General features: G+C 40.2%; 16 protein-coding genes. 13 read left to right on the top strand and 3 right to left on the bottom strand.

Translation table 11 applies throughout. From position 1 onward, the window contains the following. Window positions 1-12 precede the first annotated feature (12 nt). Window positions 13-1050, top strand: coding sequence for a glycosyltransferase family 4 protein (locus QVH07_RS16720; RefSeq protein WP_290002722.1), 1038 nt, complete (start codon window positions 13-15; stop codon window positions 1048-1050). Between the two features lie 304 nt (window positions 1051-1354). On the opposite strand, the gene QVH07_RS16715 is transcribed toward QVH07_RS16720, so the two are convergent. Further along, window positions 1355-2281, bottom strand: coding sequence for an AraC family transcriptional regulator (locus QVH07_RS16715; protein WP_290002719.1), 927 nt, complete (start codon window positions 2279-2281; stop codon window positions 1355-1357). Window positions 2282-2457: 176 nt separating this feature from the next. On the opposite strand from QVH07_RS16715, the gene QVH07_RS16710 reads away from it, so the two are divergent. From QVH07_RS16710 to QVH07_RS16690, 5 genes are all read left to right on the top strand, one after another. Then, window positions 2458-3984 carry an aldehyde dehydrogenase family protein gene (locus tag QVH07_RS16710; protein WP_290002717.1) on the top strand — a complete coding sequence of 509 codons (1527 nt, stop codon included), beginning with the start codon at window positions 2458-2460 and terminating at the stop codon, window positions 3982-3984. A 68-nt stretch (window positions 3985-4052) separates the two neighbouring features. Further along, complete coding sequence (locus tag QVH07_RS16705; RefSeq protein WP_290002716.1) at window positions 4053-4457, top strand: DUF779 domain-containing protein; 405 nt, start codon at window positions 4053-4055, stop codon at window positions 4455-4457. A 43-nt stretch (window positions 4458-4500) separates the two neighbouring features. After that, window positions 4501-5664 (top strand): dipeptidase, encoded by a 1164-nt coding sequence (locus tag QVH07_RS16700; protein WP_290002713.1) that lies wholly within the window; start codon window positions 4501-4503, stop codon window positions 5662-5664. A 1-nt stretch (window position 5665) separates the two neighbouring features. Next, a complete protein-coding gene (locus QVH07_RS16695) occupies window positions 5666-6391 on the top strand; it encodes a VIT1/CCC1 transporter family protein (protein WP_290002710.1) in 726 nt (241 codons plus the stop codon). A gap of 1 nt (window position 6392) precedes the next feature. Further along, window positions 6393-7130, top strand: a complete 738-nt coding sequence (locus QVH07_RS16690; protein ID WP_290002708.1) for a DUF5995 family protein — start codon at window positions 6393-6395, stop codon at window positions 7128-7130. Window positions 7131-7169: 39 nt separating this feature from the next. On the opposite strand, the gene QVH07_RS16685 is transcribed toward QVH07_RS16690, so the two are convergent. Next, window positions 7170-8294: a DUF4407 domain-containing protein gene (locus QVH07_RS16685; RefSeq protein ID WP_290002706.1), complete on the bottom strand. Its 1125-nt coding sequence runs from the start codon at window positions 8292-8294 to the stop codon at window positions 7170-7172. Window positions 8295-8550: 256 nt separating this feature from the next. Here QVH07_RS16685 and QVH07_RS16680 point away from each other — a divergent pair, with 256 nt between their 5' ends. Next, window positions 8551-9216, top strand: coding sequence for a GDSL-type esterase/lipase family protein (locus QVH07_RS16680; RefSeq protein WP_290002703.1), 666 nt, complete (start codon window positions 8551-8553; stop codon window positions 9214-9216). 2 nt (window positions 9217-9218) lie between these two features. After that, the gene (locus tag QVH07_RS16675; protein WP_290002701.1) at window positions 9219-9512 is read left to right on the top strand and encodes a thiamine-binding protein; all 294 of its coding nucleotides are present in this window, start codon (window positions 9219-9221) and stop codon (window positions 9510-9512) included. Here the strand turns inward: QVH07_RS16675 and QVH07_RS16670 are convergent, their stop codons facing one another. Next, on the bottom strand, window positions 9513-10100 hold the full coding sequence (locus QVH07_RS16670; RefSeq protein ID WP_290002696.1) for an outer membrane beta-barrel protein: 588 nt from the start codon (window positions 10098-10100) through the stop codon (window positions 9513-9515). Between the two features lie 142 nt (window positions 10101-10242). Here QVH07_RS16670 and QVH07_RS16665 point away from each other — a divergent pair, with 142 nt between their 5' ends. From QVH07_RS16665 to typA, 5 genes are all read left to right on the top strand, one after another. Beyond that, complete coding sequence (locus tag QVH07_RS16665) at window positions 10243-10590, top strand: PadR family transcriptional regulator (RefSeq protein ID WP_290002692.1); 348 nt, start codon at window positions 10243-10245, stop codon at window positions 10588-10590. 15 nt (window positions 10591-10605) lie between these two features. Next, window positions 10606-11292: a hypothetical protein gene (locus QVH07_RS16660; protein WP_290002689.1), complete on the top strand. Its 687-nt coding sequence runs from the start codon at window positions 10606-10608 to the stop codon at window positions 11290-11292. Next, complete coding sequence (locus QVH07_RS16655; protein ID WP_290002686.1) at window positions 11289-11906, top strand: hypothetical protein; 618 nt, start codon at window positions 11289-11291, stop codon at window positions 11904-11906. Before QVH07_RS16660 ends, QVH07_RS16655 begins: the two co-directional genes overlap by 4 nt. After that, window positions 11903-12583 carry a hypothetical protein gene (locus QVH07_RS16650; RefSeq protein WP_290002683.1) on the top strand — a complete coding sequence of 227 codons (681 nt, stop codon included), beginning with the start codon at window positions 11903-11905 and terminating at the stop codon, window positions 12581-12583. Before QVH07_RS16655 ends, QVH07_RS16650 begins: the two co-directional genes overlap by 4 nt. 101 nt (window positions 12584-12684) lie before the next feature. After that, entirely contained in the window at window positions 12685-14490 is a 1806-nt protein-coding gene (gene typA, locus QVH07_RS16645; protein WP_290002682.1) for a translational GTPase TypA, read from the top strand. The last annotated feature ends 62 nt before the right edge of the window (window positions 14491-14552 follow it).

Below are 14552 nucleotides of genomic sequence, written 5' to 3'. Positions count from 1 at the left end.
TCGTTTAAAAGAATGATCCTCTATACTTTCCCAGTCAAAACAGCATTTATTGATCGCGATATTGAAATGCTTAGCTCTGAGTACAGGATCAAAGCTTTGGAGTTTACTCAAAATCCAAAAACCCTAATCTTCCATTTCATTAAGCAGTTTTTTCAGTTGCTCTGGTTTTTGCCAAGGACTGAGCAGTACCTCTGTTTCTTTGGGGGATATCATTCTGTTCTTCCCGTTTGGTTTGCCAGAGCCTTCGGCAAAAGATGCCTGATTCAAGCCGGAGGTACAGATTGTATGAATATGCCGGAAATAAATTATGGGAACTTTAGGAAGAAATGGTTGCGAAAGGCGACTGTCTATTCCTTTCGAAATTGTCATAAAATTCTTCCAGTGGCAAAGTCTCTAATTCAGCAGGAGTATTCATACGATCCTCGAATATCCCCCTCTCAGGGACTATTAAATTTGATCCCAGATCTTTCCACTCCCATGGAAGTGATCCCAAATGGATTTGATACTGATTTTTGGATGGACCGTGGAAATTTAAGAGAAAAACTCAGTTTCGTTAGCATCGCTGCAGGTACATCTAACCCCACCAGGGCCTTAATCAAAGGATATGATTTGATCCGGGCTTTAGCACGAATAAATCCAAATTGGACATTTACCCTCATTGGAGACCCAAATTATTCTCATGCTGAGTCTAATATTTTGGTTAAGGAAAAAATGACAAGGTCTGAATTATTAGAAGAATTGAATAATCACCAATTCTATTTACAGCTTTCAGTTTCGGAAGGCTTTCCAAACGCCTTGGCCGAAGCCATGTCCTGTGGATGTATTCCGATAGGATCCAATGTGGGGGCTATCGCTGAAATTATTGAGGATTCAGGGTTTATCAACAGGTCTAAGGCTATCGAACCGGTCATCCAATGGGTGAACGGACTCGAAGAGGAAAAAATGAATGAACTACGTTTGAAAGCCAGAAAGCAGATTATCGAAAATTACAGTTTTGAAAAAAGGCAAAAAGCCCTGATATCAGCTCTCAACCAAAGAAAAGACGGCTAAATCGACAAAAAGTGCAAAAAATTCAAAATCACGTCGGCTTTCCTAATTGAACCAATAAATGGGTCTTTCACATTTTTTAGAACACTTTGGGGCGATTATTAACCCTTCCTACTCCTAAAAATCAAAAAAACTTAAAAAACAAGGCCAATAAAAAAGGGGCTTTCCGAAGAAGCCCCTTTTAATCGGGTTTATTATCAATCAATCAAAACCATATAAAATTTGGCAATTAAGTATTCTAATACTCATTTTGATTGCTAAATTCATTTAAACTTAAATTTTAACCTGTAAAAAACAAAGAAAGCGGTTAATTTATTTCTCTATTCCTGGCAAATGAACGCGGGGTTTTGCCATACTTACGTTTGAAGGCTCGGATGAAGTAGTTATCACTATTAAAGCCAGACATCGTCGCAACCTCCTGAACTTGAAATCCTCCCATGGTCAAGTATTGGCGGGCAAGTCTCAGGCGCTCATTTAAAACGAAATCCATTGGTGTCATACCAAGTTCAAGTTTAAATGTACGTACGAAGTGAGCTTTACTCATGCAGGCCTTACTGGCAAGCTGTTCCAGTGTAAAGTTCTCACGAATATTACTCTTGATGAAGTCTACAACATTTGCTAACTGGTTTTTTGAAGAAAGCTCTTTATATGTTTTTTCCAACATGTTTCTAGCCTGTGTCTGGGTCAGACGAATCAGGAGTTCTTTCAAGGCAAATGAAGCTATTAAATCCTTTTCCCTTGATCTCTCCTTCACTCCTATTTTTATAAAGCGATTAATGATCTCAGAAAGATCCTGTGTATTGATTAGATGAAAATAGCTTAAGTCCAAGCCCCACTTTTCAGTGAGTACCTTATCCTGAAACCTATCATTTAAAAGATTGAATGTGTTTTCTATCATTTCCTTAGAAATAGAAAGTGCTACACATTGAGTGGGATTATTCAGATTAGCTTCAGGAAAATCAATTCTCATCACCTCATCGGGAGGAACAATTACAGATTCTCCGGGGAGATAGTCGAATCCCGGTTTATCAAAAAGATGCATCACTTTTTTGCCTCTCAGCATGGTGGTCAATACAAGGTCGCCAAACCTTAAATTCACATCAGCTGCCTTTTGGTGGGTTTCAAAAATGTTTAGCTCACAGCTATCTAGAGTGTAAGTGGTCCTATTTTCAACGAGTGTACGTAAATCACTTGCACTCCTCCATGGAACACTTTTAAATTTATTCTGGGTCATTCCGTAAATTACTGAGAGTAAGGTTCAGAAAACCTGACAAAAGTCAGAATTAAGTTTGACAACAGACCTTTTCACCCTTTTTTGAGCAATTCAGGTACATAAGTTGAGCATTTAGTGCAATTTTTTTTGGAATTCATTTGGGACATTTGAAGAATACCAAAATAATCTATTGCACTATGGACACTTTAACTTTATCCCAAGCACCACCTGTAGAGAGACCTGAATTAAAGGATCGCTATGACCATTTCATTGGTGGTAAATTCGTAAAACCTAGCTCCGGAGAATATTTTGACAATATCTCCCCCATCGATGGAAAGCCTTTTGCCCAAGCAGCAAGAGGGAATGCTCAGGACATAGAGCTAGCGCTAGATGCAGCTCATGAAGCCTTCGCAACCTGGTCAAGGACCTCTCCAACTGAAAGAAGTAGAATTCTTAACAAAATCGCAGATGTAATCGAGGAAAACCTTGAGTTGCTAGCACGGGTAGAAACAATCGACAATGGAAAAGCAATCCGCGAAACAAGAGCTGCTGACCTTCCACTATGCGTGGATCATTTCAGATATTTTGCAGGAGTAATCAGAGCTGACGAAAGCACCATTTCAGAGCATGATGCCAATACGGTAAGTATTGCTTTACATGAGCCGCTTGGAGTAGTGGGCCAGATCATCCCTTGGAATTTCCCTTTGCTTATGGCTACTTGGAAAATAGCCCCAGCTTTAGCTGCAGGTTGCTGCTGCGTCGTAAAACCAGCTGAACAAACACCAACCAGCATCATGGTATTGATGGAGCTCATTGGAGATATCCTACCTGCCGGTGTAGTAAATGTGGTTACAGGTTTCGGAGTCGAAGCCGGTAAGCCATTGGCTACGTCCAAAAGAGTGGCAAAGGTGGCTTTCACGGGAGAAACTACCACGGGTAAACTTATCATGCAGTATGCCTCTCAAAATCTTATTCCGGTGACCATGGAGCTAGGAGGTAAGTCACCAAACATCTTCATGAAATCAGTAGCTGATGCTGACGATGAATTTTTCGATAAAGCTGTGGAAGGAGCTGTGATGTTTGCCTTGAATCAGGGGGAAGTTTGTACCTGTCCCTCTCGAATTTTGGTTCACGAGGATATTTATGAGGTATTCATAGAAAAGGTTGTTGAAAGAACAAAGGCAATTAAGATGGGACATCCTCTCTCACCGGACACCATGATGGGAGCTCAAGCTTCGAATGACCAATATGAAAAGATACTTTCTTACATGAAGATCGGTGAAGAAGAAGGAGCTATTGCACTTACAGGCGGTACATCTGCTGGCCTAAATAGTGGTCTTGAAAATGGGTATTACATCAAGCCCACAATTTTCAAGGGCAATAATAAAATGAGAATATTCCAAGAAGAGATTTTCGGCCCTGTGACTTGTGTAACTACCTTCAAAACTACTGAGGAGGCGATCCAAATCGCCAATGACACCATGTATGGTCTTGGAGCAGGGCTTTGGTCAAGAGATGCACATGAGCTGTATCAGGTTCCCAGAGAGATCAAGGCCGGCCGTGTTTGGGTGAATTGCTACCATGCTTATCCTGCTCATGCTCCATTCGGTGGTTATAAACAGTCAGGATTTGGACGGGAAAACCATCTTATGATGCTTGATCACTACAGGCAAACTAAAAACATGCTTATCTCTTACGATAAGAATAAGCTAGGATTCTTTTAGAAGTAAAGTGATCCATCGATTAAGGCAGGGGAAGGTTCTCCTGCCTTTTTTGTCATAAATTCAATACAATGAAGTATCAAAAAAGAGTACTCGTAACTAGCGAAGCTGAAGTAATTATTAAAAAATTAAAGGCACAGATCGGGGGAGAATTAATGTTCCATCAAAGTGGAGGCTGCTGTGATGGGTCCGCACCTATGTGCTTTGAAAAGGGAGACTTCCTACTAAGTAATTCAGATGTTTTTCTTGGGGAAATAGCCGGCTGTGGTTTTTTTATGAGTGCATCTCAATTTGAATATTGGAAGCATTGCGAACTGACAATTGATGTAGTTCAAGGAAGGGGAAGTAGTTTTTCTTTAGAAATTCCTCTAGGAGTCAGATTTCACACCCGGTCCAGAATTTTCAGAGAAGAAGAACTAAAAAACTTATGTCCCGTCGTGAATGGAGAAGAATATTTAACTGGTTTTCAGGATTAATTGCAGGTTTCAAAAATTCTTTATCTTGAGCCAAAGATAGAGAATGAAGAAACTACTAATCACCTTAGGAGTAATCACGGCCATCTATTTTTTGGCAACCTTAATTCTTCCACCTGTAGTAGAAGATATTCGGAATCCTGTAAAAGATACTGGGCCTTACTTGGTCTCCGAAGAAGCCCAAAAGCTCTATGATGATCTTGATTTTATTGCAGATCTTCACTGTGATGCATTGCTATGGGGAAGGGATATCACAGAAAAAGGTACTCGTGGCCACGTCGATTTCCCGAGAATGCGTGAAGCCAATGCGAGTTTACAAATGTTCACAATTGTGACTAAAACTCCCACCGCTCAAAACATGGTGCACAATACTGCTGACGCCTATGATAACATTACTTCACTTATGATCGCAAAAGGAGAATCACCATCTAATTGGTTTAGCCTAATGAATCGTGCCCTTTCTCAATCTGAAGATTTGAAGGATTTCATTGATCAAGAAGAAGAGGAGGCATTTTTAGTAAAATCCAGAGATGATTTGCAAAAATTAATCGAAGCTAAAAAATCAAATCCAGCTGTAATCGGGGCTATGCTTGGAATAGAAGGTGGTCATGCTCTGGAAGGAGAAATAGAAAACCTTAAAAAGGTTTATGACGCTGGAGTGAGGATGATGGGGCTTACCCATTTTTTCGATAATGAACTTGGAGGGTCGGCACATGGAGAAAGTCTTGAAGGTTTGACTGAGTTTGGAAGGCAGGTAGTTGGGGAAATGAATAAGCTTGGGATGTTTATTGATCTTGCGCATTGCTCTCCAGCCATGGTAGATGATGTTCTGGATATGACCACACAACCTGTCATAGTTTCCCATACAGGTGTCAGAGCTGTCCTTGATTCCCAAAGGAACCTTAGTGATGATCAAATTCGCAAAATAGCTAGCAAGGGTGGAATCATAGGAATCGCATTTTTCGATCAGGCTGTGGGTGTACCGGAACTCCCAAATATTATCGCATCCATGAAGCATGTCCGAGATTTGGTAGGAATAGAGCATGTGGCCCTCGGCTCCGATTTTGATGGGTCAGTGGCGGTTCCTTTTGATATTACCGGATTTCCTTTAATCGTAGAAGCCCTAATCGAAGAAGGCTTTTCTGAAGCGGAAATCCGGGCAATTATGGGAGAAAACGTTAAAAACTTTTTCTTGAGAAACCTTAAATAAATTGCACGAAGAAAGCCTCCATAACACCTCATCCATATTCGGGAGATTCCAAACCTATCTCCCTGAATTTGTGTACGGAGGTATAGATGGCGCCGTGACCACCTTCGCGGTTGTTGCTGGTGGATTTGGCGCAAATCTAGACACGGGAGTGATTATTATTCTAGGCTTTGCTAACCTATTGGCAGACGGATTCTCCATGTCTGTGGGTGCTTACCTTTCGGCAAAAAGTGAACGAGAAAACTTCAAAAAAAATCAGGCAATAGAATATTGGGAAGTAGAAAATATCCCGGATGCTGAAAGAAAAGAGATTGAGGATATTTACCGGGCCAAAGGATTCGAAGGGAAGTTACTGGATCGTGTAGTGGATCAAATCACAACCGATAAAGATATCTGGGTAGCAGAAATGATGAAGGATGAGCTTAATTTGCTTCTTGATGATAAAAGCCCATTAAATATCGGTTTAGCCACCTTAATCTCCTTTATCCTTGTTGGACTTATTCCCCTTCTGATTTACATCTGGGATTTCTTTGGGGATATTTCCGGCGAGGTGTTCCTACTCACCAGTATTTTAACAGCGATTGCCTTCGCGATTGTCGGATTCCTAAAGAGCTATGTAAATAAAACCTCCATTTTAAAAAGTATTCTGGAAACCCTCGCACTCGGGCTCCTGGCAGCTATGGTCGCCTACTTCGTGGGTGATCTTCTTGAACAATTTTTCCTATCCTAAAATGGAAACAATCGACGATGTTCTAGCCAAGCTGGACGACATTATTGAAGAGTGTTATCAAAAAGAGAGTCGGCTGGGGTTCTTTGCTATTCTATATAGGATGGTCACCCAAAGAGTAAAAAACGGAATCATTGCAAAGGAATTTGAAGACAATGAACGAATGGAGGTTCTGGATATCCTTTTTGCAAAAAGATTTACCGATGCCTATGATTCCTGGATGACAACTGGCACCTCTACCAAAAGTTGGGCTATAGCATTTCAATCAAGCCAAAAAACAGAGTACTTGACTCTACAGCATTTATTCCTCGGAATCAACGCTCACATCAATCTAGATCTCGGAATAGCTGCTTCTGAAACCATGGCAGGTCAAAACCTCGAACCCATCCAAGGGGATTTCAATAAAATAAATGAAGTGCTCTCTGAGTTGGTCGATGGGGTAAAATCAAAATTGAGCACCATATCACCACTTTTCGGATGGTTAATTCCTTTGGCTAAAGGGAGAGACGAAATGCTCCTGAATTTCTCAATTCAAATTGCTAGAGATGGGGCCTGGGAATTTGCTGAACGGTATCATGTATCTTTGGACCAAAACAATGAAATAACAGATCGCGATCAAAAAATCGAAAACCTAGCAGATAAACTCCTGAATCCGGGAAAGTTCCTTTTGTTCCTTATCAAAATCGTCAAATGGTTTGAATGGAAATCCGTTAAGAAGGTGATGGATGAATTGAAATCTTAATAAGCCCCTCTCCATAAGACTTCAAAAAATCTGCATAATTTAAAACTGCTTCCTACCCCATTTTTCTTCGATTTCATCAATCTCGGAATATGTTTTGGCTTTATTTTTCCGGTTAGTTTTTTCTTTGTCTAGGTCAGTAGCATAAAAATGAGTGTCCTGAAAATACCCTACTCTCGCTTCTGACTCACCCTTCGCTTTGGTCCATCGCTCATCCTTAAATAGTTTCACCTTGTCTTCTCTAAGCTCCAGCAGCTCATCATATGGACCTCTCGAAGAAATCAGCTTCACAAAAATGGGAGATGTCTCAATGGCTATAAAAAGTAGGATGATAAAGATATTGGCTAAAGCCATGGCAGAACTTTCCTCAGTCAATTTGGATAGGGCATCTATTCGAGCTGCCAATCCATCAAAGCCATCAATCCCCGGTTGTTGTTTTTCGAATTCCAGCTGACGCAAAGCAATGAAATCGCGAATCTGCTTCTCAAGAGTGTCCACCCTGGCCTGATTTCGCACTTTAAGATCATCTAAGGCTTTTTGGGCAGCATCGAGTTGTTCTTCCTTCTTTTTAGCATTCGTGCCAAGCCCCACTATTCCACTGGTCTCGGTAGTTTTTTCTCCGAATCGTTCGGCGTCGTACTCTCTTTGGAGTTTATCCCGGAAAGCCTCGGCCTCATCGACTTCAGCATTTAATGCCAAAATATCTTCTTCCAGCTCCTGTATCTCCGGGAACCCCTGAGCGAGATTGGCTTTGGATTCAGCAATAAATTCGGTTTTTTTCCTGTCCAATTCCCGATTGATTTCTTTCTCAAACATCTTTAATTCGAGAGGCTTTGAAATCACAAAGGCCAAAAGAACGGCCAGCACCAATCTAGGAATCGCCAATTTCCATTCAGCCCAGGCGTTCTCCTTTTTCCTCATGGAAGACACTATAAACCGGTCCAGATTAAATATGACCAGACCCCAAAGTAACCCGAAGATGATGGCTGGGAATAACTGATCGAAAATAGTGTAAAGTGCATAGCCTGCGGCCAAAGCTGCCAGGACACCAGTGAAAAAAACAGTGGCTCCTATTCCTACATATTTATTTGACTCCGTAGGAGTTCTTCTTAAAATACCCGCATTGGCTCCACTGCAAAACCAAAAAAACTCTGTAACCTTTTGCATAAAGATTTGGTGATTGAATGTCTGGATTATTTAACGCACAAACTGACCCAAACTGATTTAGAGCTGAAAATTTCTTAAGACATAAAAGGGGAAATGTGACCAAAAGGCACTTTTATGGGACGAATGATGAGATTTTTATAGTTCAGTTTTACTCGATGTACTTCTCCGTGCAAAATTGCTTTTTGGACGATCTGTTCGAAAATGTCCATCTGATGAACGGTTTTGCACATCTATCCCAGATCGGTTAGCTTGCACCATGGAGCATATCAAACGTTTTTTCATTCTGACCTTAGCCTTTTTCTTGAGCTTTGTCTTTCAGGCAAAGGCCCAGGAAAAACCCTTTCAAAAAGAGGTAGACGAACTCATAAAAAAAATATCAGATTCTGGCTGGGAACCGGGTGGATTGGTATTTACAGGAAGTTCAAGCATTCGGTTCTGGATGAGTCTGCAAAAGGATTTTCCCGGAGAGAATATCATTAACACTGGTTTTGGGGGATCAAAGGCGTCTGATTTAATGGCTCATTTACCGGAATTAGTTTTGAACTATAGGCCCTCAAAAGTCTTCATATATGAGGGTGACAATGATATTTGGGCAGATGTGAAAGTCTCAGATATCATGACTGAACTCGATGAAATAGTCAGCTGGATTCAATTGGAAAATAAGAATGCTGAAATCTATCTAATAAGCGCAAAACCAAGTCCCTCCCGCTGGGAAAAGATGTCATCTTATAAAATCTTAAATCAGTTAATGAAGGAGTATTGCTTGGCTCATGAGGGAGTTACTTTTATCGACATTTGGGACAGTATGCTAGGGGAAAATGGAAGGCCTATTCCGGAAATATTTATCACAGATAGTCTCCATATGAATCCAAAGGGCTATGAGATTTGGAAGGAAGTTTTCACTCCCTATGTTAAAGACTAAAAATGAAAAGCATCAATCTGGGAATTCAAATTGTTCCAAAAAGCAAAGACAAAGACAGCTATTGGCTGGTAGATCAGGCTATAGAGGTGATTAAAAACTCAGGAGTCAAATACGAAGTCACTCCATTTGAAACGGTTATGGAAGGGCCAGAAGAAGAGCTGATGAAAATCGCTAAAGAAGCCCAAGAGGCGGTTTTAACTGCTGGAGCTGAGGAGATTTTGGTCTATTACCGAATGCAAATACGGAAATCCAAAGACGTGACTATGGGTGAAAAAACTGATAGTTGGAAGCAATAATCAGAACTGGAAGGAAAGCCCCAGAATAACCTGCTCGGATTTAAAATCATTAGTGCCCCTGAAAATCCGATCAAAGTTAATCCGCTGGTCGTTAAACTCTTTCTCGTAACGCAAATCCAATCCGACGGGTCCAATATTCAGACCTAGACCAAATTGATAGCCAAAGCGAAGCGGATTATTATCGATTCCCTCTATCTTGGAGCTATAATTATCGCTTAAAGTGTAGTGAAAGGAAGGGCCTCCAAAGACAGAAAAAATTTCAAACATGTGTAAGCCTACCATCACCGGTGCATCTAATCTGGAAATCTTTGCAATGTCATTCCCTGTGTCAAACTTCGTATTAGTAAAAAGTAATTCAGGCCTGAGGAAAAGGTCATAATTCCCGAATTTGTAAAATCCTCCAAAATGATAGCCTGAAGAGGCTCCCGGATCATCCCAAATATTTCCTGCATCCTTAAAATACTTCCCAGAAGTATTATAATTCATCCCGGCTTTGACCCCAAATCCGGCTCCCTTTTTTTGCGCCATTAGAGGATTAAAGGCCGCTACCGTTAAAAGCAAAAGAAAAACAGAGAGGATTTTTTTCATTATATCGGTTTATCATTTTGAGATTAAGCAAAAAAGAAACCAAACAGATTAGAGAAGATTATTTCATTTAAAATTATACCTAACTTTCTTATGTATATAGAAAAGTGATATATTTGACCCTGATGTAAAAAAGATCGGTTTCATGTCAAACAACAATCTAATTAAGGGAAGCCTTCAAACCATTATTCTAAAACTCCTGGAGGAGAAGGATAGAATGTATGGTTATGAAATCACCCAAAAAGTAAAAGAGCTGACTGCCGGGGAGATAAAAATCACCGAAGGTGCCCTCTACCCTGCTTTGCATAAAATGGAAGCTGAAGGATTACTTACCACGGAGATTCAGCAAGTGGATAACCGGGTTAGGAAATACTACAGCCTCACCAAGTCTGGTAAGGCAGAAATGAGCAGCAAAATGAATGAGCTTCATGCGTTCATTGATAACCTTCATCGAATTCTTAATCCTGCAATAGATCCAAAACTCAACCTCTAATACCATTTTTCTGAAATGAGAACACTTTCATTAGAAGAAATTGATCTGATTAAAAAGTCTATTATTAGAAAGAATATCACATCTGCAGAGATCCTTTCAGAAGTCTATGACCACTACTTGACTCATTTAGAAAATCTTCCTGAAGATGATTTTAAATATGGGCTCAATGAGCTAGATGAAAAATTCACCTATAATTTCTGTAAAAAACTACAGAGAGATCAAAAAAACTCTAATCGTCGCGAAATTAAAACGCTTCAAAAGGAGGTTTTTAAATCTTACTTCACCTGGCCGAGATTTGCCTTTACACTTTTCTTCATTGCTTCCATCTCTTACCTCGGCACTTTAATTCCTTTCAAAACACAGGTCATTCTATTCATTATGATCCCTTTGATTTTTATAGTGGGATTAAATTTTGTGGTGATGTTCCGCACTAGAATTAAACTGAAGCCCCTGAAAAATGACTTTTCAGGCCAATCATATAAAATAAACTCCTTGACTAGCGAGTATCTAACTTTACAACTTCATTGGCCAATTACCCTCACGAACATTTTCTTACACGTTCCAAGGATTCTTGGCCTAACTGATTTTATTCCCGAGTATTTATATTCTTTTCTCAGTGTGGCCACCTGCATCTTCTTGGTTTTCTATGGCCTTATCCTCTTCGAAGTTTTCAAAATAAAATCCAAAACAGCCTTTTTATGAAATTATCAGAAAATCAGTTAGAACAAATTAAGGCAGTGGCTCAAGATAACTCGATCTTTTACCAAGACATCCGAAATGAGCTCATCGATCATCTGGCTTCTAAAGTGGAAGAATTGATGGGGTCTGGGCTGAATTTTGAAGAGGCATTTTTACTTTCAAAAAAAGAAGTTAATCCTAATGAGTTTCAGCGGAAAATTTTGATGGCCTCGCACCTGGGCTATTTCAAAAGCATTTTTAAAAACCTTCTGAATTGGAGAATTTTACTCAAAAGCATTCCGCTCTTTACATTCATGGTTCTGATTTTTTTTATTCGGAATCTAGATCCCTTTGCAGCAGAAAAGGGCTTGAAAGTGATAGTTATAAGTTGTACTGTGGCAATGGCGCTGATGGGACTTTGGGGTGGCTTGTTGAAAAACTCACAGGTTGTCTCCGCTGGAAACACGCTTTGGCTTACCATATGTATTTCCCAACTATTATTGGATCTTGACACATTTGTTTGGATAGGCATTTCCCCTCATGCCTCCATATATTTGATCACTTTCTCTTTATGCTTGCTGTTAATTTCCGGACTTTCTGAAGTAGTCACACAAACGAAAAGATCGAAGCTTATATGAACCTCTCACCTGGCCAAATCGATTCTCTTAAAAAACTGATCTCTTACAAGGGTTATCCTGAAATCGATGTTCAGTATGAAATTTTGGATCATGTCGCATGCCGAGTTGAGGAGTTGATGAATCAAAATCCAAAGCTCTCATTGAATGAAGCATTTGCAAAAGCCCATGGGGAGTTTGGTGTATTTGGGTTTAGTGAGCTAGAGGAATCCTACAAAAAAGTCATCCAGAAAAGGGTGATAAAAAACTTCTCGGTTGAGCTCAAAGATTTATTCACTTCCCTTCGTATCATTTATCCCTTAGGATTGGGATTCATTTTTCATCAAAGTTCGGTTCTTCTGGGTAATAGTAATCTCTGGCTAATTTTGATGGTTGGTTTCGTCCTGATTGCCTCGATCGGTATCATCAGTAAGTATTGGAGTAAATCCAAAGCCTACAGAAAATATGCTTCCTTCCAGGTCACAGCACTTTGGTTCCAATTACTGAACCTTGGAATTATCTGTGCTTTTAATGCCTATCAGTTTGTGTTAAAAAGTCCGCAGTCCCTATTTGAAAAAGTGTTTTCTGGAATAATTTTGCTTGTTCTTGGAGTGATGTTTGTCAGCATATTCATCATTCCAAAAGTCGTAAATCAATCGATTAGAGAAACAGAAAAGCTAAAAGCGATCTATGAAACTTGAATTAAAAGGGGATTTGATTAAACTCCTTTTTTTCAGTTAATTTTAAGATAACTCTACTACCAAATATTCTTCGTATTTTTGCGGCTTCAAACCCGTAGACCATGCAGAATATTCGGAATATCGCCATTATCGCACACGTTGATCATGGCAAAACCACACTAGTGGATAAAATTATCCACGCCTCAAAAATTTTTAGGGAAAATCAGCAATTCGAGGATCTAATCCTCGATAACAATGATCTGGAAAGAGAGAGGGGAATCACCATTCTTTCTAAAAATGTATCCATCCGATACAAGGACACTAAAATCAACATCATTGACACTCCTGGTCACGCCGATTTCGGTGGTGAAGTGGAACGGGTTCTAAAAATGGCCGATGGTGTTATTCTGCTCGTTGATGCATTCGAGGGACCGATGCCTCAAACCAGATTCGTGCTTGGTAAAGCCATCTCCCTGGGACTTACTCCTATCGTGGTGGTAAATAAAGTAGATAAAGAAAATTGTCGCCCTGACGAAGTTCACGAGGCTGTTTTCGAACTGATGTTCAATCTAGATGCAACAGAAGAGCAGCTAGATTTCCATACTCTTTATGGTTCGGCAAAGCAAAACTGGATGGGTCCGGATTGGAAAAACCCAACAGATTCTATTCTTCCGCTTTTGGATGCAATTTTGGAGTACATCCCAGAACCTAAAATCGACGAAGGTACGCTTCAAATGCAAATCACTTCATTGGATTACTCCAACTTCGTGGGACGTATCGCTATTGGAAGAGTAAGAAGAGGTTCAGTTTCAGAAAATCAGCAAATCGCACTTTGCAAGGCGGATGGAAGTATCAAAAAAATGCGGGTTAAGGAATTGCACACCTTTGAAGGTCTAGGAAAAAATAAAGTCCAAAAGGTAGTAGCAGGTGACATTTGTGCCATTACAGGTCTTGAAGATTTTGAAATCGGAGATACTGTGGCCGATGCCGAGAACCCTGAACCACTTCCAAGAATTGCGATCGATGAGCCAACCATGAACATGCTCTTCACGATCAACAATTCTCCATTCTTTGGTAAAGAAGGAAAATTCGTGACCTCACGACATTTAAGGGATCGATTGATCAAGGAGACTGAGAAGAACCTCGCCCTTCGCGTGGAACCGACAGATTCTGAGGATCGATTTATCGTGTATGGAAGAGGAATCCTTCATCTTTCTGTTTTAATTGAAACAATGAGAAGGGAAGGTTATGAGCTTCAGGTAGGACAACCACAGGTAATTTTAAAGACAATTGATGGAGTCCAGCATGAGCCGATTGAATCTCTTGTAGTAGATGTTCCAGAAAGTGTTGCTGGAAAGGTAATCGAATTAGCTACGCAAAGGAAAGGCGAGCTTTTAGTGATGGAGCCAAAGGGTGATTTACAGCATTTGGAATTCAATATTCCTTCCAGAGGACTGATTGGTCTTAGAAATAATGTTTTGACCGCTACTCAAGGTGAAGCTATCATGAATCACCGTTTCGTAGCATATGAGCCATTTAAGGGCCCTATCCCGGGACGAATCAATGGTTCTTTGATTTCCATGGAAGCGGGTCAGTGTACTCCTTATGCCATTGATAAGCTTCAGGACCGAGGTGTATTCTTTGTAGAACCTGGAGAAGAGCTTTACACCGGTCAGGTGATCGGAGAGCATTCCAGAGACAATGACATTGTGGTGAATGTTCAGAAAGGAAAGAAGCTTACCAACATGAGGGCTTCAGGTTCCGACGATAATACTAGAATTGCTCCGCCAAAGAGATTCTCGCTTGAAGAGGCCATGGAGTATATCCAGAAAGATGAGTACCTAGAAATCACTCCGAAAAATATCCGAATGAGGAAAATCTATTTGGATGAAAACGAGCGAAACAAAATGGCCAAAATGGAAGCTTAATTAATCAATTCAGAATCCCTCAAAATAAAATTTGAGGGATTTTTTTTAGCTTTAGATTCAAG

Source organism: Algoriphagus sediminis, from assembly GCF_030403435.1.
Taxonomy (GTDB): domain Bacteria; phylum Bacteroidota; class Bacteroidia; order Cytophagales; family Cyclobacteriaceae; genus Algoriphagus; species Algoriphagus sediminis.
This window is presented reverse-complemented; position numbering and strand designations above follow the sequence as displayed.